Below are 18790 nucleotides of genomic sequence, written 5' to 3'. Positions count from 1 at the left end.
AGTCCGCCGCCCAACCGTCACCCCGGCCCCGGGGCTGGATGCCCCCTCACTTTGCGACACCCACCCTTGGCGGCAGTGGATGCCGGGCTTCCGGGATGTGCAGATTGGGCAGGGAATTGGCCAGGGGGGGCTGTATGGCCGAAGTGGCGAGGAACGAGCGCACGTGTTCTGCGTGCGGGCGGGGACATGGCGAGGGGACGTCGTGCGACACGCTCGTCCGGGAGGCCGGGGGCGGTCCCGGCAAGGCCGTGGAGGCACCGGCCGCCGTGGCCGCGACAGAGGAGGTGGATCCGCTGGTGGGGACCCAGATGGGCAGCTTCCGGCTGGTGCGCCGGGTGGGCCGGGGCGGGATGGGGTCCGTCTACCTGGCGGAGCACGTGTCCATTGGCAGCCGCGTGGCGGTGAAGGTCCTGCACGAGCACCTGACGCGCTACCCGGAGCTGGTGCAGCGCTTCCATGCCGAGGCCCGGGCGGTGAACCTCATCGGGCACGAGAACATCGTCAGCATCTTCGACCTCAACGCCGCCGCGCCCCGGCCGTACCTCATCATGGAGTTCCTGGAGGGGGCGCCGCTGTCGGCCTGGGTGGGCACGCCGCTGTCGGCCGGCGCCGTGGTCCCCATGCTGACCCAGGTGTGTGACGCGCTGCATGCGGCGCACGCGAGGGGCATCGTCCACCGCGACCTGAAGCCGGACAACATCTTCCTGGTGAAGCGTGGGCGGGGGATGCCGTTCGTGAAGGTGCTCGACTTCGGCATCGCGAAGCTGGTGGACGCGAGCATGCCAGAGACGGTGGCGGGCATCATCGTGGGGACGCCGGAGTACATGGCCCCGGAGCAGTCCCTGAGCCGGAAGCTGGACGGCCGCGCGGACCTGTACGCGGTGGGCGTCATCGCCTACCAGCTGCTCACCGGGCGGCTGCCCTTTCCCGACGAGGGGCTCACCGCCCAGCTGGTGGCGCACCAGACGCGGCAGCCTCCGGCCCCGCGCTCCATCTGCCCGTCGATTCCGTCCGCCGTGGAGGCGGTGGTGCTGCGCGCGCTGGCGAAGACCCCGGAGGAGCGCTTCCCCCACGCGCTCGCCCTGCGCGCCGCCCTGGAGCAGGCGCTGGCCTCGCGGACCCCGGTGCCGCGCGCGGCCGTGGGCGTGCCCCGTCCCGCGCCGGGAGGTGTGCCTCCAGGGACGCCGGCCACGGGGCCCCGGCGCACCCCGCCGCTGGCCTCGCCGGGCGCGTCCGGGGGAAAGACGCTCCCCCTGCCCGTGCAGGTGGTGCTCCAGCCGGGCGCGCAGCCCCGGGCCTTCACGGGGTCGGACCTGTCCCGCGGCGGCGTGTTCCTGCACGCGACGGGGGAGCTGCCCCCGCTGTTCGCCCAGGTCCAGGTGGTGCTGCCCCTGTCCACCGGGCCGCTGTCCGTCACGTGCGAGGTGGTGCGCCACGTGTCGCCCGAGCAGGCCCAGGCCTGGAGCATGCGCCCGGGCTTCGGCGTGCAGTTCGTCGCGCCGTCCGCCGCGCTGAAGGCCCGCGTGGAGCAGCACCTCGCCGGCCCCCCAGCTTCTCCGCCCCCCGCGCCCCGGGAGCCGCCGGACGACGCCGAGGCCGAGCGCGCCCTGGCCCTGTGGAGCGGACAGCTGACGGGGGAGGGCACGCACTACGCGGTGCTGGGGCTCTCACCGGACGTGGAGCTGGAGCCCGCGCGGGAGCGGGCGCGCGAGCTGTGGACCGCCCTGTCCGCGCTGCGGCAGCGGCCCCTGTCCCGCGGGCAGCGCTCGCGCCTGGAGTCCATGCTGATCCGCGTGCGGGACGCCGGAGACACCCTGGGCGTGCCCCTGCGCCGCGCGCGCTACGACGCCCGGCTGGGCAACGGCCGGGGCGTGGCGCGGTGTCTGGAGGCGGGCCTCACCGCCGCCCAGACAGACGCGCTGCGCCGCGAGTTCGTGGCCGAGCAGCCCCGGGCGGTGGGCACCGCGCGGGTCCACTTCCTCACCGGCAGCGCGCTGGAGCGTGACGGCCAGCTCCAGCGGGCCCTGGAGGCCTACGAGCGCGGCCTGGAGCTGGACCCCCTGGAGTGGGAGTTCCAGCAGCGCCGCCGGGTGGTGGACCGGGCGCTGGGGACGCGCCCGCCGCCGGGCGCCCGAAATGAAAGGGCCCGATTCCCTGGGGAGGGAACCGGGCCCTGACTGCCACGTTCCGGCCGTTCAGCCGGAAGACGTGACTAGTTGCCGCAGGCGGCGCTCACGCCCTCGAGCTTGCTGCTGCAGGACAGGATGCGCATCGCGAACGCCTGCTGCTCGGCCTCGGTCTTGTCGGAGCAGCCCTTCGCGTCGCTCAGGCACTCGGCGTAGGCGGACAGCTTGTCCTTGTCGGAGTCGCTGCAGGAGTCGAGGGACTCCTTGCAGGACTCGAGCTCCGCGTCCGTCGGCTTCTCGAAGCCGCTGGTGGACAGACCACACTCCTCGGCCTTGTCGACCAGGCTGTCAAACGCGTCCGCGGTGTCGTCGCACACGTTGCCGCCGCAGGCGGTGAGCGTCAGCGAAGCCATGGCGACCAGACCGAACAGGATGTTCTTCATGATGTTCTCCCCCTCAGGGATGAGGTACAGGTGAAAAGCAAGCGGCGCGCATCCTATTGCGCGCCCGCTTGCAGTCCAGTCGACTTTATTCCGGGAATTCTATTCAAAAGCAAATAGGGGGTCTGGGGGCGGGATGATCCGCCAACTGCCTTGACTCCCCCCCGGGATTCTCGTAAGTCCCGCCGTCTTTTAGCGCGCCGGCCGGTCTTCCGTCCGAAATGCGCGTTGGATTCCATGGGTTGAACCAACCCGAAGCTGACAGGGGTTCGACGATGTACGCAGTCATTCGCACGGGCGGAAAGCAGTACCGCGTCGCCGAGGGCGACGTTGTCCGGATCGAGAAGATCGCCGGGGACATCGGCGCCGAGGTCTCGTTCACCGAGGTTCTGCTGCTGGGCGGCTCCGAGAGCCCGAAGGTGGGCCAGCCGACGGTGGCGGGCGCGAAGGTCGTGGGCAAGGTGCTGGCGCAGGACAAGCACCGCCGCGTCCTGCACTTCCGGAAGGAGAAGGAAGGCTGGACCCGTCGCCGTGGCCACCGCCAGCCGTACACCGAGGTGAAGGTCACCTCGATCTCCGGCTAGTCGTCTTTCCGGGCATTCCCCACACGAACTTCAAGGAGCAGGTGTCATGGCCCATAAAAAAGGTCAGGGTTCTTCGCGCAACGGGCGTGATTCCAACCCGCAGTACCGTGGCGTGAAGGTGTACGGCGGTGAGACGATCACGGCGGGCAGCATCCTCGTGCGCCAGGTCGGTACGGTCATCCACCCGGGCACGAACGTGAAGCTCGGTCGCGACTTCACCCTCTTCTCGACGGTGGACGGCGTGGTGAAGTACGAGCGCCTCGGCCGCGACAAGAAGAAGGTGTCCGTGTACCCGGCCGCCGCCGAGCAGGCGAGCGCCTAGTCAGTGGCCCCGGGGTGACCCGGGGCTTCGGCTTACCGAGCGGGTCGTTCCCGGTCCTCTCCGTTCCCGTTGGGAGCGGGCGGATGCGTGGACGGCCCGCTTTGTGTTTTTCCAGGAGGGCAGTCGCCCCATGAAGTTCGTCGACGAAGTACGCATCTACGTGAAGGCAGGAGACGGTGGGAACGGCGCCGTGGCCTTCCGGCGTGAGAAGTTCATCGAGCGCGGCGGCCCCAACGGCGGGGACGGCGGCAATGGCGGCTCCGTGGTGTTCGTGGCGAACCCACAGCTGACCACGCTCCTGGACTACCGCTACCAGCAGCACCACCGGGCCAAGAGCGGCGAGCACGGCATGGGCAGCGACTGCAACGGCCATGGCGCCGAGGACCTGGTCCTCCAGGTGCCGGTGGGCACGCTGATCCGTGACGAGAACACCGGCGAGCTGCTGGTGGACCTGAGCGACCCGGGCCAGCGGTTCGTGGCGGCCAAGGGCGGCCGGGGCGGCCTGGGCAACATGAACTTCGCCACCTCCACGCGCCAGACGCCGCGCTTCGCGCAGGACGGCGGGAAGGGTGAGGAGATCACCCTGCGGCTGGAGCTGAAGCTGCTGGCGGACGTGGGCCTGCTGGGCTTCCCCAACGCGGGCAAGAGCACGTTCATCTCGCGGGTGAGCCGCGCTCGGCCGAAGGTGGCGGACTACCCGTTCACCACGCTGGTGCCGAACCTGGGCATGGTCCAGTACAAGGACAACCTGTCCTTCGTGATGGCGGACATCCCCGGCATCATCGAGGGCGCCAGCGAGGGCGTGGGCCTGGGCCACCAGTTCCTGCGCCACGTGGAGCGCTGCAAGGTGCTGGTGCACCTCATCGACATGGGCGCCGAGGGCGAGGGCCGCAACCCGCTGGACGACTTCAACATCCTCAACAAGGAGCTGGAGAAGTACAGCAAGGATCTGGCCGGCAAGCCGCAGGTGGTGGCCGCCAACAAGCTGGACCTGACGGAGGCGCGCGACCGGCTGGGGCCCTTCACGGAGGCGCTGCGCCGCAAGGGCATCCGCGTGTACCCGGTGTCCTGCGCCACGGGCGAGGGCATGCAGCCCCTGATGGACGCGGTGGCGGAGGTGCTCTTCACCGGCCGCACCGGCAAGCTCCACGTCGAGATGCCGACGACGCGCAAGTCCGCCGCCAAGGCTCCGGCGAAGAAGGCCGCCGCCAAGAAGGGCCCTGCGAAGAAGGCGGGCGCCGCGAAGAAGGCTCCGGCGAAGAAGGCTCCGGCGAAGAAGGCTCCGGCGAAGAAGGCCGCCGCGAAGAAGACCGCGCGCAAGCCCGTGGCGAAGAAGGCCGCCCGCAAGGCCCCGGCGAAGAAGGCCGCCGCGAAGAAGGCTCCGGCCCGCAAGGCTCCGGCGAAGAAGGCCGCCCGGAAGGCCCCGGCGAAGAAGAAGTCTGGCGGGAGGCGCTGATCCGATGGCTGGTGGAGGCCCCCGCTACGAGAAGTTCGAGCGCGAAGCCGTCGAGCCGGAGCAGTTCCTGCTCGACGTGCGGAAAGAGAAGATCGACCGCGTCGTCAGCCAGCGCACGCGCAACTTCGTGGTGGTCCTCGACCGGCTGGAGGACAACTTCAACATGGCCGCGGTGCTGCGCACCTGCGAGTCCATGGGCGTGCAGGAGGTGCACGTCGTCATCAACCCGGAAGCGCCCTTCATCCCCAACTCGCGGGTGGCCCAGGGCTGCGACAAGTGGTTGGACGTGCACCTCTACAAGACGTTCGCGGAGTGCCGCGAGCACCTGAAGGGGCGGGGCTTCAGCCTCTACGCGTCGGCGCTGCGCGAAGGGGCCACCAACCTCTACACCCTGCGCTTCGACACGAAGTTCGCCATGGTGTTCGGCAACGAGCGCTACGGCGTGAGCGACGACGTGCTCACCGGAGTGGACGGGACGTTCGTGGTGCCCATGAAGGGCTTCAGCCAGAGCCTGAACATCTCCGCCGCCGCGTCCGCCAGCATCACCCGGGCGGTCGCCTGGCGGGACGAGCACCTGGCGGGGGGCTCCGGGGACCTGTCCCCCGAGGAGGCCCAGGAGCTGCGCGAGCGCTTCTACCTGCTGGGCGTGAAGCAGCGGAAGCGTCTGGTCAAAGCCACACAGCGGTGAATGCCGGCCCCCCGGGGCCCGTCCGGATGCGGTAGATGGACCCTGCGGGCGCCTCCAGGGGCCCGCTCCGGAGGCGCACGCCATGTTGCTGGAATCCCTGCTCTTCACGCTCCTCACGCAGGCCCCCACCACCGCGCCCGCGCCGAAGCCCGCGGCCGCCGCCAAGGCCCCCGCCGCCACGCCGGCGCCCGCTGCTCCCAAGGACGCGGGCACGGCCGCCATGCCCCCGTCCGCGAAGTCCGGCGACGCGAGCGTGGCCGCTGGCGCCGCGAAGCCCGCGCCCAAGCCGATGGCGCCCGAGGTGAAGACGCTCGTGGACCGGATGCAGGCCTTCTACGAGAAGACGGGCGACTTCAAGGCGGGCTTCAAGCAGGACTACAAGTACAAGGCCTTCCGCCGCACGCAGACGTCCACGGGCACGGTGACCTACAAGAAGCCGGGCCTGATGCGCTGGGAGTACGAGAACCCGTCCAAGCGGACGTTCGTGCTCGCGGGCAACAAGGTCTACATGCACGACCCGGAGGCGCAGACGCTGTCGGTGGCGGCCATGGACACCAGCCAGCTGTCCGCGTCGGTGACGTTCCTCTTCGGCCAGGGGAAGCTGGCGGACGAGTTCGCCATCACCAAGGGCGACTGCAAGGACTGCAAGGGCACGCTGCTGGTGCTGGATCCGCTGAAGAACGAGCCGCGCTTCCGCCAGGTGCGCCTGGAGGTGGACCCCTCCACGGCGCAGGTGCTCAAGAGCACGGTGGTGGATCCGGACGGCAGTGAGAACACCATCGCCTTCCTGGACCTGAAGACGAACGTGGGCATCGCGGCGGACAGCTTCAAGCTGAACCCGCCCGAGGGCACCCGCGTGGACGACTTCACCAAGAAGGCGCAGCAGTAGGACGGCCCGCCCTCCATGCGTGGCGTGCTGCTGGCGGGATGCGTGCTGCTGGGCGCGGGGTGTCACTCCTCCGCGCCCCCGGGCCCTTCACGTCCCACGAGCCTCGCGGGGCAGACGCTGCCCCTCCTGTCGTCGCCCGCGCTGCGGCTGACGGTGGCGGGGCGGCTGGGGAACCGGGCCGTGCCGGTGGTGCTGGACGTCACGCGGCCGCTGTCGCTCGTGTCCAGCAGCTGCTTCGACGGTGCGCCGCCCGCGGCCGCCGGGACCGCGCGCGTGCCGGAGTCCTCCGGAGGGCATCGCTCCTGGCCGGAGGTGCCGGCCCCGCCGTTGACGGTGGGCCCCATTTCGCCGCCCCTGCGCACGTTGCTGCTCTCCGGTGAGACGGGCTGCTCGGTGACGCTGGGGCAGGACGTGCTGTTCCCGTATGCCCTCACGGTGGATCCGCTGCGCCGCGAGGTGACCTTCACCGCGTCGCGTCCCCGGGAGGCCTACGACGCGGAGCTGCGCGCGACGGACGCGGTGCGCGAGTCGTCCGTGGTGGAGCTGAGCCGCGAGCCGCTGGGGGACTGGCCGCTCCTGGCCGTGCAGGTGAGGCAAGGTGGGGCGAGCATCACCGGCCCCTTCGTGCTGGGCACGCGCGAGCCCTTCTCCCGCCTGGCGGTGGACCCCGCGCTGGGACTGGGGCTGCAGCCGCTGGAGACGGCCGCGGGGCTGCCGCCGCGCACCTTCGCGGTGGACTCGGTGGAGGTAGCGGAAGGGCTGGGCGTGAAGCCCCTGGTGATGGAGGCCGCGGGGCGCTGGCCGTCGCAGAGCAGCCTGGGCCGGCTGGGGCCGGACGTGTGGGGCCGCTTCACCGCCACGGTGGACGCGCAGGGAGGGGCGCTGGTGCTGCGCAGGCCGCACGTGCGCACGCCCGAGGGCGGAGGCCGGCAGCAGTGCGCGGGCGAGGGTGGCGCGTTCAGCGAGGAGGCCTGCTACGGCCTCTTCGTGCGCGCGGAGCCCGACGGCGCGGTGGCCCTGTCCGGCGCGGTGTTCCGGGACGTGCCGGAGGGCGTGCGCCTCTACGTGGAGCCCCGGGGCGCGGACGGCCAGCGCCTGGAGACGGGCTGTCAGGTGGGCTTGAGCTTCCCGACCACCACGCGAGGCGCCAACACGCAGCACCGGTTGCCGTGGGCGTCCCTGGCGAAGACCCTGCCCGCGTGCCACGCGGCGCTCCAGGGCGCGAAGGGCTACGCGGTGTCGCTGGTGGAGGAGGGACGGCAGGCCGAGTGCCCCACGACGTGCGCCTTCGTCACGGAGTCCGCGTCGCGCCGCACCGTCTGCGAGTGCCAGCCCACGCCGCTGGGCGAGGGCGTGGCCGTGCCGACGAAGGGCTCGGGCCCGCAGCCGCCGCCCGTCGAGGAGCGCGAGCTGGAGCCCGAGGATCCGAAGTAGCCGGGCCCGCGACCGCCTCTCTTGTGAGAGGACGGGGCGGGCCCGGGGCACTGCCTTCGCTTGAGACGGACTACTCCGGCCGGGGCTCCGGCGGACGCTTCAGCGCCTTCAGCGGCACGGGCGCGGGCGGGGCCTCGCGCGGGGTGTGCTCGCGCTGCTTCGGATCCGGACGCTCCACCACGCGGGCGATGAGGTCGTAGTCGTGCGCCTCCGTCACCTCCACGGTGACGAACTCGCCCGGGTACGCCAGGCCGTCGTTGATGTAGACCTGCCCGTCGATCTCCGGCGCCTGGCCCTCGTGGCGGCCCACCAGCAGGTGCTCGGACTCCTCGCTGGGGCCCTCCACCAGCACGGTGAGCTTCTGGCCCACGAGCTTCTTGTTCTGCTCGCGGTTGATGCGCTTCTGGATGGCCATCACCTCGCGCCAGCGGCGCTCGATGGTCTTCGCCGGGACCTTGTCCGGCAGGTCGAACGCGGCGGTGTTCTCCTCGTCCGAGTACTGGAACACGCCCAGGCGCTGGAAGCGCTGCTCCTTCACGAACTCCTTCAGGAGCTCGAAGTCCTCCTCCGTCTCACCCGGCAGGCCGACGATGAGCGAGGTGCGCATCACCAGGTTCGGCACGCGCTCGCGCAGCTTGGTGAGCAGCTTCTTGAGGAACTCCGAGTTGCGGCCGCGCTTCATGGACAGCAGCAGCTTGTCGCTGGCGTGCTGCACCGGCATGTCCAGGTACTTGGCGATCTTCGGCTCGGTGGCGATGACGTCGATGAGCTCGTCCGGGAACACGCGCGGGTAGGCGTAGTGCAGGCGGATCCACTTCACGTCCACCTTCACCAGCTCCTTGAGCAGCTCGTGGAGCTTCGGCTTGCCGGGCAGGTCATGCCCGTACGCCGTCAGGTCCTGCGCGACGAGGTTCAGCTCCTGCACGCCGCTGTCCGCCAGGTTCCGCGCCTCCGCCACGATGTCCTGCACCGTGCGCGAGCGCTGGCCGCCGCGCAGCGTGGGGATGATGCAGAACGCGCAGGCGTTGTCGCACCCTTCCGAAATCTTCAGATACGCCGTGTACTTCGGCATCGAGTTGATGCGCGGCGTCTCCGCGTTGTGGATGTAGTCCGGATCCGGAATCACCTGGCGCGGCGTGGCCTCGGCCGCCAGCAGGTCACCAATCTGGGCGTACGCGCTGGTGCCCAGGAAGTGGTCCACCTCCGGCATCTCCTGCGACAGCTCCTGGCCGTAGCGCTGGGACAGGCATCCGGTGACGACGAGCGTCTTGCACGAGCCGGACTTCTTCAGCTCCGCCATCTCCAGGATGGAGTCCACCGACTCCTGCTTCGCAGGGCCGATGAAGGCGCACGTGTTGACCACGATGACCTCGGCCTCCGAGGCCTCCTGCACGAGCGAATAGCCGCGCGTGCGCAGCGTGCCCAGCATCACCTCGGAGTCCACCCGGTTCTTCGGGCAGCCGAGGGTCATCATGTACAGGCTCTTGGTCTCTTCCACGCGCGTCTACCGCTTTCCCAGTTGCGTCCGCTCGAAGTGGTCCGCACTCCAAACGAAGTTGATGATGGCGCCGTTCGAGTAACCGATGTTCAGCGCCCCGTCTTCTTCCAGCTCCACCGAAGTGGCGCGACCCAGCGCACAGGTGGCGGCCGGCCAGTCGAGCACCCGCTGGGCTGTCTTCCCCGACACCACATAGAGCCCCATCCGGAGCTCATCGTCGGAGTCACATTGACCCTCGACGGCATAGGGGTTCTTCCCAGTGAGCACGGTAACGACCGGCCGTCCGTCCGGCAGGCTCAATGCTTCCGGCAGGTTCACGCCCATCTTGCTGGCGTCCACGGAGTTGGGGGCCACCAGCGCGCGCAGCGAGGCGGGGGTGAGGTTCTCTTCCCCCTGCGCCCAGTCCGGGTAGCTGAGCATGCCCCAGCCCAGCCAGCCGGTGGGAGCCGCCTCCAGCGTGGTGACGCTGGCGGAGGGCTTCAGCTTGAGGTTCTTGCGCGCCTCGTCCGGCAGGCGCAGCGACTCGCCCTCCGGCATGGAGCCGCCCTTGCAGTTGGACACCGGCACCACCTTGGCGCCCACCTGGTCCTGGTCCTCGTAGGTGATGCAGAGGTCCATGACGAGCGGATCCACCGCGGGGAAGCGCGGCAGGGCCCGCACCGGAATCATGGACACCACCGACAGCGTGTCGCCCTGGCGGTGCACCGCCGCGTTCACCAGGCCCTGCGCGAACCTGGGCGTGCCGCTGTCCGGGCCGGAGGTGCGCTGGCCGTCAAAGGCGAAGCGGTAGGTGTAGCCCGGGGCGGTAGGCCCCGCGTCCGGGAAATGGAGCGTCAGGGTGACGATGTCACCCGCGAGCAGCTGGTTGTCCGTGGCCTCCACGCCCACGAAGAGCGTGTCCTTGCGCCAGCCCACCCGGGCGGAGAAGTTGGCGGTGGCCCCCTCGGTGGACAGCGGCTTGAGGACCAGCGGCGAGCCGAAGTCCTTGAGCCCCTTCTCCGGCCGGGGCGCCTTCTTCAGCACGGGCACCGGCTTGCTGGGGCGGGGCGCCTCGTCCTGCGCGAAGGCGCCGGTGGCGAGGAGCAGACAGAGGGGCAGGGGGGCCAGACGGGCGGCGTGCATGAAGGGACGCCTCTAGTCGCGGAAGTTGGTGAACTGCATGTCCAGGCTGAGGCGGTCCTGCTCCTTGCGGAACAGCGCCATGGCCTCCTGCAGGTCGTCGCGGTTCTTGCCCGTGACGCGGAGCTGATCCGCCTGGATGGAGCCCTGCACCTTGATCTTCGACTCCTTGAGGACCTTGATCAGCTCCTTGGACTTCTCCACCGGGATGCCCTGCTGGAGCTTGATGGGCTGCTTGACGTTGGACAGGCCCGTCTTCTCGATGTCGCCGAACTCCAGGACGCGCAGGCTGATGCCGCGCTTGGCCAGCTTGCCGAGCAGGACCTCCTTGGCGGCCTGGAGCTTCTCCTCGCTGTTGGTCTTCAGCGTGAGCGCGGAATGGTCCGGGGCGATGTCGATTTCGGCCTTCACGCCCTGGAAGTCGTAGCGGGTGCTGAGCTCCTTGCGGGTCTGATTGACCGCGTTGTCGAGTTCAGCCAGATCGATTTTGGAGATGACGTCGAAGGAGGGCATGGGGGGGACCTTTTCGCGCCCTTAACATACCTACACCCGGACGACCAAGGGGACCACCAGGGTTCGCCGGGAGGTGTGCTGCTTGAAGGCCCGCTTCACCGCCTTCGTGAGCTCCTCGCGCACCAGGGCGTCGTCCCCCCGGAGCAGGGGGTTGAGCTCCTCGAAGTAGGCCCGCGCCTCCTGGGCCACCCGGGCCAGCACGCCCTGCTCGTCCGGGCTGAGGCCCTGCCCGGACAGCTGGGGCCCCGCCACCAGCGCCTGGGTGTCGCGCCTCAGCACCACCGCCGCGGCCACCACGCCCGTCTCCGCCAGCTTGTTGCGCTCCGCCAGCGTCTCCGTCGTCACCACCCCGTCCCCGGAGCGCTCCATCATGATGCGCCCTGAGGGCACGCTGCCCGTGAAGCGGCCCCGCCCCCCCTCGAACGTCACCACGTCCCCGTCGTGGGCCAGCAGCAGGCCCTCCGCCGTCATGCCGGCCTCGCGGGCGGTGGTCAGGTGTCGGTGCAGGTGCCGGACTTCCCCATGCACGGGGATGAAGTTCCTGGGGCGGATCAGCTCCAGCACCCGGCGCTGCTGGGGGCGGCTGGCGTGTCCGGAGACGTGCACGCCGGGCTCCACCTGCGCGTACACGATGCGGGCGCCGCGCCAGTGGAGCTGGTCGAGCAGCGCGCCCACGGAGCGCTCGTTGCCGGGGATGGGGCGGGCGCTGACGATGACGGTGTCGCCGGGCTCCAGGCGCACGGGCCCGTCCCCATTCGCCAGCTGGGTGAGGCCCGCGCGAGGCTCGCCCTGCGCGCCGGTGGTGAGCACCGCCACGCGGTGGGGCGCGAGCTTGGGCACGTTATCCAGGTGCACGAACAGGGAGTCGGGCACGTCCAGGTAGCCCATCTCCCGCGCCAGCTCCACGTTGCGCACCATGCTGCGGCCCTGGAGCGCGACGAGCCGGCCGGTGCGCTCGCACAGCGCCAGCAGGTGCCGGATGCGGTGGAGGTTGGAGGAGAACTGGGCCACCACGATGCGGCCCTTCGTCTCGTGGAAGAGGCGCTCGAAGGTGGTCTGCACCACGCGCTCGCTGCCCGTCTCATCCACGTGCTCGGAGTTGGTGGAGTCCGACAGGAGGCACAGCACGCCTTCGTCGCCCGCCTCGCCCCAGCGCTCCAGGTCCGTCTTGAGCCCGTCGATGGGGTCGGGGTCCAGCTTGAAGTCCCCGGTGTGGATGACGGTGCCTTCGGGCGAGCGCACGATGAAGCCCACCGCGTCCGGCACGGTGTGCGTCACGCGCGTGGCCTCCACGGTGAAGACGCTGCCCACGGGGAAGGGCGTGCGCGGCTCGATTTCGCGCAGGTCCGCCTTCACGCCCAGCTCCTCCAGGCGGTTGCGCGCGAGCGCGAGCGTGAAGCGCGTGCCGTAGATGGGGACCGGCAATTCGCCCAGCAGGTAGGGGAGCGCGCCGATGTGGTCTTCGTGGCCGTGCGTGAGGAGCACGCCCTTCACCTGGGCCGCGTTGCGCTGCAGGTGCGTGAAGTCCGGGACGATGATGTCCACGCCGGGCATTCCCGACGAGGGGAACATCAGGCCGGCGTCGATGAGCAGCATCTCCCCACGACAGGCGAGCACCATGGCGTTGAGGCCGATTTCGCCAAGGCCGCCCAGAGGGATGACGTGGAGCATGTGTCCGGAAGTCTAAGGGCCCGGCCCCTCCTGTGCGTGGGAATCCGCACCCTGGACCACCGCGAGCCCGCGCCCGCCTGCTTGACGGAATTCAACTAAAGGCTTAGTTGTGCTCGAACTAAGGTTTTAGTTCGAAGCCGGGAGGCCCTGCCCGTGACGAAGCCGACGTCATCCGACGAGGAGTCCAAGCCGCTCACTCCGGTGGAGCTGGAGCTGATGCAGCTCGTGTGGAGGTTGGGGGAGGTGAGCGTGGCGGACGTGCTGGCGGCGCTGCCTCCGGAGCGCAAGTTGGCCTACACGTCGGTATCCACGGTGCTGCGCATCCTGGAGCAGAAGGGCGTGGTGCAGAGCCGCAAGGAGGGGCGGGGGCACCTGTACTCGGCGCGGCTGACGCGCGAGGCCTATGAGGCCCAGAGCGTGCGCCACCTGGTGGCGACGGTGTTCGACGGGACGCCTTCGTCTCTGGTGGCGCGGCTGGTGGAGGCGGTGCCGCTGTCCGCGGACGAGGTGGAGCAGATCCGCAAGCTGCTGGGCCGCAAGGGGGGCCGGGGATGAGCGCCACGGTCCGGGACGTGCTGGCCGCGTACCTCACGGCGGCGGTGCTGGTGGCGGTGGGCTTCGGGCTGTTGCGCGCGGTGCTGGCGCTGGGGATGGAGCGGAGGCTGGCCTCGCGGCAGACGCTGCGCGTGGGGCGGGTGACGCTGGGGCTGGCGGTGCTCCTGCCGTTCGTGGGGCTCGGGGTGCGGGAGTGGATGCCGTCCGCGCCGCTCTTCACGTTCGAGCGTTCGCTGGTGCGCTACGCCGCGCCGCTGACGGCGGTCGAAGCGCGGCCCGTGCGCGGTGCCGTGACGGAGGTGTCGTCGCCGGGCCCGGAGCTGCCGTGGGCGATGCTTGGACTGGGGCTGGTGGGGGTGGGGGCGTTGGGAGTCCTGTCATGGGAGCTTCGGCGGTACGCGCGGCTGCGGCGGAAGCTGGAGGCGCTGCCCGTGCTTCGCCGCGTGGGCCGGGTGCGCGTGGTGATGGGGGACGCGGCGGAGGGTGCGTACTCCGTGTGGTTCCCGGGTGGCGGCGCGTGGGCGGTGGTTCCCTCCGAAGTGCTGGAGGACCCGGAGGCGCTCCGGCTCACGGTGCGGCATGAGCTGCAACACCACCGGCAGCGGGACACGGTGCTCGCGTATGCGCGGCTGGGGTTCGACAGCGCCTTCTTCTGGAATCCGTTCGCGCGCGCGTTCTCGCGGTGGTTGGCGGAGCGGCAGGAGCTGGCCTGTGACGAGGCGCTGGTCACCGTGAGGCGCGTGCCCGCGGAGGCGTATGCGCGGTGCCTGTTGCAGGCGTCGCTGCGTGTTCCGTCTGTCTTTTCTCTTCCCGCCGGAGTCACCGGCATGTCCCACCCCACCGTCAGGAGGATTCACATGTTGTTCCAGCCTCGTCCTCGCAGTTCCGTGCGCACCCTGGGTCTGTCGTTGTCTCTGGTGTTGGTGCTCGCGCCGCTGGCGTTGTGGGCGCAGGGCACGGTGCGGGGGCGCTCGGTGTCGCTGACGGAGGCGCGTGCGCTGGCGGAGGCGGGGCAGAAGGCGGGGGACCTGCCGGTGGTGGTGGATGCCGCCGTGGTGGATCAGCTCAACAAGTTCGTCACTACGCGCAAGGGACGCGACTTCATGCGCAAGGCGCTGGCGAACCTCCAGACGCATCGTGAGGCGATGACGGGCACGCTGCGCTCGCGCTCCCTGCCGGAGGGGCTGCTCGCGGTGGCGATGGTGGAGTCGGCGGTGCGCAACCTGCCGGAGACGTCCCCCGAGCCGTCGATGGCGAAGGGCCCGAGGGGCGCGGGCGTGTGGATGTTCATCGCGGAGACGGCTCGCCGCTATGGCTTGAAGGTGGAGCCGGGGCTCGACGAGCGGCTGGACGTGGCGCGGGAGACGGAGGCCGCCGCGGCGCTCCTCCAGGACCTGTATGCGCGCTATGGCGATTGGCGGCTCGCGCTCGCGGCGTACAACCAGGGGGAGGAAGTGGTGGACCGCGTCATCGCGGAGACGGGCGTGCGCGACGTGAGCGAGCTGATGCGCACCGGCAAGCTCAACGACTACACCGCTACCGTGCTGGCCGGAGTGCTGGTGCTGCGCAACCCGCACCTGGTCGACTGAGCTGGCCGCGTGGTCAAAACCTGTCCGACTGTCGGACAGGTTTTCTGATGGAGCCGCGCTTCTCCGCGATGCGCCTCATGCGCGGGTGCTCGACAGTCTCGTGACGGAGGCCTTTGGGGAATGTTCCCGGGGTGCCAGGGTTCGGGTGTTCGCCGCCCTGCGTTCGCACGAGGGGCGCGCCAGGGGTGGGAAACGCCATGAAGATCGTCGCGCTGGTTCGTCCCGCGGGTGAGGTTCCGGAAGCAGCGCAGGTGCTCGCGGCCGCGGCGGGCATGGCTCCGGCGGAGGCCCGCATGCGACTGGCCCCGGAGCCTCCCGCCCTGCTCGCGCGGCTGGCTCCCGATGCGGCGGATACCTTGGTGAAGACCCTTCAGGACGCGGGGCTCGCGGCGCTTGCCATCGACGACGCAGAGGTCGCGGAGCGTGTCACGGCACGCACCGTGACGTTTGGCGCCGCGCAGGCCACGTTCACGCCTCGCGCGGGCGCGCCGCTGACGATGGCCTGGGAGGACGTGACGGTCATCCTCCGGGGCGCTTCGTCCCTGCGCACGCAGAGTGAGCACTCGGAGAAGACGACGAAGGTGGCGCTGGGGACGGCCCTCGTCACGGGCGGCCTGAAGCTGACGAAGACGACGGAGAAGAGCGTGCGCGGCTCCCAGGAGGAGACGTCGCAGGTCATCTTCGTCTTCGACCGTGAGGGCCGGGGTGCCGTGCTGCCGGAGGTGGGCTTCGACTTCTCGTGCATGGGACCCGCGATGCAGGCGTCGCGCACCGCGAACATGGTGGCCCTGGCGCGTCTGGTGCGTGAGCGCGCCCCGGCCGCGTTCTACGACGAGCGGCTGCTGCGGCTGGGACGCCGGCCCCTGCCGTTCGTGCTGGGCGGAGCCGTGCAGGTGGTCAGCGGCTCCATGTCCCACTCGCGCATCAACACCGCGCAGGGCCTGGATGTGCTCGCGGAGGCCATGCGCCTGGGCGTGGCCCAGGGCTACCTGCCCTGACCCCTCAGGACAGCGGCGTGGAGCCCTCTGGCGGCGGACGGGAGATCCACGCGGCGATGAACACGTCCAGCTCGCCTCGCATCACGTCCTTCACTCGCGGCGTGCCGGCTCCCGTGCGCGGATCCTCCACTCGCGCTCCCCGGCCCAGGAAGTAGCGGCGGGCCTCGTCGGTGCTGGCGCCCTGACCGGCGACGACTCGCGCGGCAATGCCCTTGAGTTCGTCCAGCTCTCCGGCCCCGATGAGCGTGAGCACGCGGCCCGTGGCCTCGTCCTTCGCGGTGACCTCGTTGCGCACGCGCTGGAGGTAGTCGCCCTCGCGGCTCTTCACCGGACGGCCCTCCAGCACCAGCAGCTCCCGCTCCACCTCCTCCAGCGGCCCGCCCCGGTGCACGCGCACGTACGCGCGCTGGCGCTTCTCGTCCTCCAGGCGGCGGTGCAGCCCCGCCTCTCCCGCGAGGAATCCGTACGCGCCCGGTCCGGCGATGCGCACCACCACGCGCGCGGGTGCGTCCGCCTCCGCGACGGCCGTGGCCTCGTAGCCCCGGCGCTGCGCCCAGCCCAGGTACATGGTGGCCAGCTCCTGCACCCATGCTTCCTGCTGCTCCGACGCGTCGCTGGCGCAGATGTCCACCAGCGCCTCGTTGTCCATCTGCGTGGCCCCGGAGGCCCGCAGCGCCTCCGCCATCTGGACCTCGCGCGCGACCTCCTCCACCTGCTTCGCGGCGGAGCCCAGCTGCACCTCGTTCTTCGCCTCGCGCACCAGCCGGCGCCCGAAGTGGCACGCGGCCTCCAGGCGGTCCAGCTCTCCCAGCTGCGCCTCCACCGTGCGGAAGGCGCGCAGGACCTCCGCCGCTCGCAGCGGGTCGTCCCAGAGGTTGGGCGCCTGCGTCTCCGCGAGCAGCGCGGCCCGGCGCGACTCCAGCTCCGTCCGCCCCGTGGACTCGGCGAGCGCGCGTGCGCGGCCCACCAGCCGGTCCATCTCAATCAGCAGTGACTTGCGATCCAACCGGCGCTTCACCGCCGCGGCCTTCGGCGTGGGCAACAGCAGCTGCGCCGTCACCTCGCGAGGCGGCGGCACGGGCTCCGCGACCGCGACCACGCGGCCTCCCGGACGGGACTCCACTCGCACGGGCGTGCCCGGCGGCAGCGGCCTGCGCGCAATCTCCACCGCGAGCGCCGCGGTGAGCGTCTTCTCGATTTCACGCTGCAGGTAGCGCGCGCCGAACTGCGGCGAATAGCCGCGCTCCACCAGCCGGTCCACGACCTCCGGCGTCACCTCCACGTCCAGCGCGCGGGCGCGGATGCCCTCGCGCTCCAGCACGCGGCCCACCTCGCGCTGGGCAATCTTGCGGATGTCCACGCGCGACAGCGGACGGAAGTGGCAGATGGCGTCGAAGCGGTTGAGGAACTCCGGACGGAAGGCCTCCGCGATGCGGCGGTCCACCTCCGACACCTGCTCCTCCGCGCGCTTGTGCGCGGCGAACCCCAGCCCCGCCTCGCGGTACACCTCCGAGCCCACGTTGGACGTGGCCACGATGAGCGTGTTGTTGCACGACACCGCCTCGCCCGCGCCGTTGACGAAGGTGCCCTCGTCGAAGAGCTGGAGGAAGCGGTCGTGCACGCTGCGCGCCGCCTTCTCGAACTCGTCCAGCAGCAGCACGGTGAACACCTTGCCGTCCAGCAGCGCGGACAGCTCTCCGCGCCGCGTCTCCATCGCGGGTGCCCACGATGCGCCGAAGGGGACGCTCTCGTCGCCGTCGTTGGGATAGTCCGCCATGTTCAGGCGCACCAGCCTGTCGGCGGAGCCGAAGAGGTACTCCGCCAGCAGCTTCGCCAGCTGCGTCTTGCCCACGCCCGTGGGCCCCGCGAAGAGGAACACGCCCAGCGGACGGCGCGGGTCGTTGAGCCCCGCCTTGAGCAGCGCCACCGAGCGCAGCACCGCGGCCACCGCGTCCGTCTGGCCGAGCAGCCGCTCCCCGAAGAAGCGCTCCGTCTCCTCCAGGTCCAGCGGCATCGCGTCGTCCACGACGAAGCGGGGCAGGCGCGTGGCCGCGCAGAAGCGCGTGAGCACGTCCTCCGGCCCCACGTGGTCGCGCGCCACGCCCGCGGCCTCCGCCGCCGTCTCCTTCAGCAGCTCGATGGCCTTGCGCGGCATGTGCTGCGCCAGCAGGAACTTCGCGGACAGCCGCAGCGCCAGGTCGCACGCCGCCGGGTCGATGGGCAGCCGCAGCGCGCGCTCCAGCTCCTCCGCCACGCGGCCGACAATCCAGCGCGCCTTCTCCAGCGAGGGCTCCTGGAGGGGCAAGAGGTGAAGCCGCTCCGCCAAAGCCTCATCGGCGCGCAGCAATTCCTGCACGCGCTTGGGCTCGGTCTCGAAGATGAAGCGCAGGCCGCCGGTGCGCAGCGCGCGCACGGCCACCGGCGCCAGGGGGCCACCCAGGGCCACCGGCAGGTCGCGGATGTAGACGATGGGGCAGGGGTGGCGGCCCAGGTGGTTGAGCAATTCCTCGAAGGACTCCGCGGCCTGGCGCTGCGTGCTGCGCGCCAGGATGTTCGCGACGGACACCTCCACCAGCCGCGCCTGGGCCAGGTCCCCGTCCACGCGTCCTTCGGCGATGCGGCGGGCCACCTCCTGCACGAGCGCGCTCTTGCCCACGCCGGGCTCGCCCGCCAGCAGCGGGTGCTTGCCTCCGCGCGCCAGGAGGCCCAGCACCTCCGTCACGGCGGTGTCCACGCCGTGGGCGGCGGGCAGCTTCCCCTCGCGCGCCATCGCGGTGAGGTCGCGGTCGATGAGCCGCTCCTGGTCTTCGTTCTTCCTCGTCGCCATGGTGTGGTCCGGAACGCCCCCTCGACGTGCGGCACTCTAACCGTTGCGGCGCGGAAGCGAAGTCCCGGCCCACCCGCGTGG

At 70.8% G+C, this 18790-nt stretch carries 16 protein-coding genes; 10 read left to right on the top strand and 6 right to left on the bottom strand.

Annotated features, from left to right (window positions below):
- Positions 1–134: 134 nt before the first annotated feature.
- The gene (locus tag D7X96_RS04500; protein ID WP_121769072.1) at positions 135–2177 is read left to right on the top strand and encodes a serine/threonine-protein kinase; all 2043 of its coding nucleotides are present in this window, start codon (positions 135–137) and stop codon (positions 2175–2177) included.
- Between the two features lie 35 nt (positions 2178–2212).
- On the opposite strand, the gene D7X96_RS04495 is transcribed toward D7X96_RS04500, so the two are convergent.
- Positions 2213–2569, bottom strand: a complete 357-nt coding sequence (locus D7X96_RS04495; RefSeq protein WP_120552510.1) for a hypothetical protein — start codon at positions 2567–2569, stop codon at positions 2213–2215.
- A 272-nt stretch (positions 2570–2841) separates the two neighbouring features.
- Here D7X96_RS04495 and rplU point away from each other — a divergent pair, with 272 nt between their 5' ends.
- The 6 genes from rplU to D7X96_RS04465 all read left to right on the top strand — a co-directional run bounded on the left by rplU (position 2842) and on the right by D7X96_RS04465 (position 7939).
- On the top strand, positions 2842–3150 hold the full coding sequence (rplU, locus tag D7X96_RS04490) for a 50S ribosomal protein L21 (protein ID WP_014394222.1): 309 nt from the start codon (positions 2842–2844) through the stop codon (positions 3148–3150).
- A gap of 46 nt (positions 3151–3196) precedes the next feature.
- Complete coding sequence (gene rpmA / locus D7X96_RS04485) at positions 3197–3472, top strand: 50S ribosomal protein L27 (RefSeq protein WP_014394223.1); 276 nt, start codon at positions 3197–3199, stop codon at positions 3470–3472.
- Between the two features lie 130 nt (positions 3473–3602).
- Positions 3603–4928 carry a GTPase ObgE gene (gene obgE / locus D7X96_RS04480; protein ID WP_121769071.1) on the top strand — a complete coding sequence of 442 codons (1326 nt, stop codon included), beginning with the start codon at positions 3603–3605 and terminating at the stop codon, positions 4926–4928.
- A 4-nt stretch (positions 4929–4932) separates the two neighbouring features.
- Complete coding sequence (locus D7X96_RS04475) at positions 4933–5616, top strand: TrmH family RNA methyltransferase (protein WP_120552512.1); 684 nt, start codon at positions 4933–4935, stop codon at positions 5614–5616.
- Positions 5617–5698: 82 nt separating this feature from the next.
- Entirely contained in the window at positions 5699–6505 is an 807-nt protein-coding gene (lolA, locus tag D7X96_RS04470; RefSeq protein ID WP_120552513.1) for an outer membrane lipoprotein periplasmic chaperone LolA, read from the top strand.
- A gap of 15 nt (positions 6506–6520) precedes the next feature.
- The gene (locus tag D7X96_RS04465; RefSeq protein ID WP_121769070.1) at positions 6521–7939 is read left to right on the top strand and encodes a hypothetical protein; all 1419 of its coding nucleotides are present in this window, start codon (positions 6521–6523) and stop codon (positions 7937–7939) included.
- Positions 7940–8009: 70 nt separating this feature from the next.
- On the opposite strand, the gene rimO is transcribed toward D7X96_RS04465, so the two are convergent.
- Genes rimO through D7X96_RS04445 form a run of 4 tightly spaced genes read right to left on the bottom strand, consistent with a single transcriptional unit; the run spans position 8010 to position 12740 of the window.
- Positions 8010–9410, bottom strand: coding sequence for a 30S ribosomal protein S12 methylthiotransferase RimO (gene rimO, locus D7X96_RS04460; protein WP_370450073.1), 1401 nt, complete (start codon positions 9408–9410; stop codon positions 8010–8012).
- A 33-nt stretch (positions 9411–9443) separates the two neighbouring features.
- Entirely contained in the window at positions 9444–10559 is a 1116-nt protein-coding gene (locus tag D7X96_RS04455) for a hypothetical protein (protein WP_208647266.1), read from the bottom strand.
- Between the two features lie 12 nt (positions 10560–10571).
- Positions 10572–11069: a YajQ family cyclic di-GMP-binding protein gene (locus D7X96_RS04450; RefSeq protein WP_120524455.1), complete on the bottom strand. Its 498-nt coding sequence runs from the start codon at positions 11067–11069 to the stop codon at positions 10572–10574.
- Positions 11070–11099: 30 nt separating this feature from the next.
- Positions 11100–12740, bottom strand: coding sequence for a ribonuclease J (locus tag D7X96_RS04445; protein WP_121769069.1), 1641 nt, complete (start codon positions 12738–12740; stop codon positions 11100–11102).
- Between the two features lie 153 nt (positions 12741–12893).
- Between D7X96_RS04445 and D7X96_RS04440 the strand changes: the two genes are divergently transcribed.
- The 3 genes from D7X96_RS04440 to D7X96_RS04430 all read left to right on the top strand — a co-directional run bounded on the left by D7X96_RS04440 (position 12894) and on the right by D7X96_RS04430 (position 15882).
- On the top strand, positions 12894–13295 hold the full coding sequence (locus D7X96_RS04440; protein ID WP_120552517.1) for a BlaI/MecI/CopY family transcriptional regulator: 402 nt from the start codon (positions 12894–12896) through the stop codon (positions 13293–13295).
- Entirely contained in the window at positions 13292–14884 is a 1593-nt protein-coding gene (locus D7X96_RS04435; RefSeq protein ID WP_121769068.1) for a transglycosylase SLT domain-containing protein, read from the top strand. Before D7X96_RS04440 ends, D7X96_RS04435 begins: the two co-directional genes overlap by 4 nt.
- A gap of 197 nt (positions 14885–15081) precedes the next feature.
- A complete protein-coding gene (locus tag D7X96_RS04430; RefSeq protein ID WP_121769067.1) occupies positions 15082–15882 on the top strand; it encodes a hypothetical protein in 801 nt (266 codons plus the stop codon).
- A 4-nt stretch (positions 15883–15886) separates the two neighbouring features.
- Here the strand turns inward: D7X96_RS04430 and D7X96_RS04425 are convergent, their stop codons facing one another.
- The gene (locus D7X96_RS04425) at positions 15887–18709 is read right to left on the bottom strand and encodes an AAA family ATPase (protein ID WP_121769066.1); all 2823 of its coding nucleotides are present in this window, start codon (positions 18707–18709) and stop codon (positions 15887–15889) included.
- Between the last annotated feature and the right edge of the window lie 81 nt (positions 18710–18790).

Origin of the sequence: Corallococcus interemptor (assembly GCF_003668875.1) — a bacterium.
Lineage (GTDB): Bacteria > Myxococcota > Myxococcia > Myxococcales > Myxococcaceae > Corallococcus > Corallococcus interemptor.
The sequence above is the reverse complement of the archived record's forward strand: the minus strand, read 5'-3'. Positions and strand labels throughout refer to the sequence as shown.

Bases quoted from the DNA above. Each gene is read 5' to 3' on its own strand.
- rimO (WP_370450073.1), bottom strand. From the start codon at position 9,410: ATGACCCTCGGCTGCCCGAAGAACCGGGTGGACTCCGAGGTGATGCTG.
- obgE (WP_121769071.1), top strand. From the start codon at position 3,603: ATGAAGTTCGTCGACGAAGTACGCATCTACGTGAAGGCAGGAGACGGT.
- D7X96_RS04475 (WP_120552512.1), top strand. From the start codon at position 4,933: ATGGCTGGTGGAGGCCCCCGCTACGAGAAGTTCGAGCGCGAAGCCGTC.
- lolA (WP_120552513.1), top strand. From the start codon at position 5,699: ATGTTGCTGGAATCCCTGCTCTTCACGCTCCTCACGCAGGCCCCCACC.
- D7X96_RS04425 (WP_121769066.1), bottom strand. From the start codon at position 18,709: ATGGCGACGAGGAAGAACGAAGACCAGGAGCGGCTCATCGACCGCGAC.
- D7X96_RS04450 (WP_120524455.1), bottom strand. From the start codon at position 11,069: ATGCCCTCCTTCGACGTCATCTCCAAAATCGATCTGGCTGAACTCGAC.
- D7X96_RS04495 (WP_120552510.1), bottom strand. From the start codon at position 2,569: ATGAAGAACATCCTGTTCGGTCTGGTCGCCATGGCTTCGCTGACGCTC.
- D7X96_RS04465 (WP_121769070.1), top strand. From the start codon at position 6,521: ATGCGTGGCGTGCTGCTGGCGGGATGCGTGCTGCTGGGCGCGGGGTGT.
- D7X96_RS04430 (WP_121769067.1), top strand. From the start codon at position 15,082: ATGAAGATCGTCGCGCTGGTTCGTCCCGCGGGTGAGGTTCCGGAAGCA.
- D7X96_RS04500 (WP_121769072.1), top strand. From the start codon at position 135: ATGGCCGAAGTGGCGAGGAACGAGCGCACGTGTTCTGCGTGCGGGCGG.
- D7X96_RS04455 (WP_208647266.1), bottom strand. From the start codon at position 10,559: ATGCACGCCGCCCGTCTGGCCCCCCTGCCCCTCTGTCTGCTCCTCGCC.
- rplU (WP_014394222.1), top strand. From the start codon at position 2,842: ATGTACGCAGTCATTCGCACGGGCGGAAAGCAGTACCGCGTCGCCGAG.
- rpmA (WP_014394223.1), top strand. From the start codon at position 3,197: ATGGCCCATAAAAAAGGTCAGGGTTCTTCGCGCAACGGGCGTGATTCC.
- D7X96_RS04435 (WP_121769068.1), top strand. From the start codon at position 13,292: ATGAGCGCCACGGTCCGGGACGTGCTGGCCGCGTACCTCACGGCGGCG.
- D7X96_RS04445 (WP_121769069.1), bottom strand. From the start codon at position 12,740: ATGCTCCACGTCATCCCTCTGGGCGGCCTTGGCGAAATCGGCCTCAAC.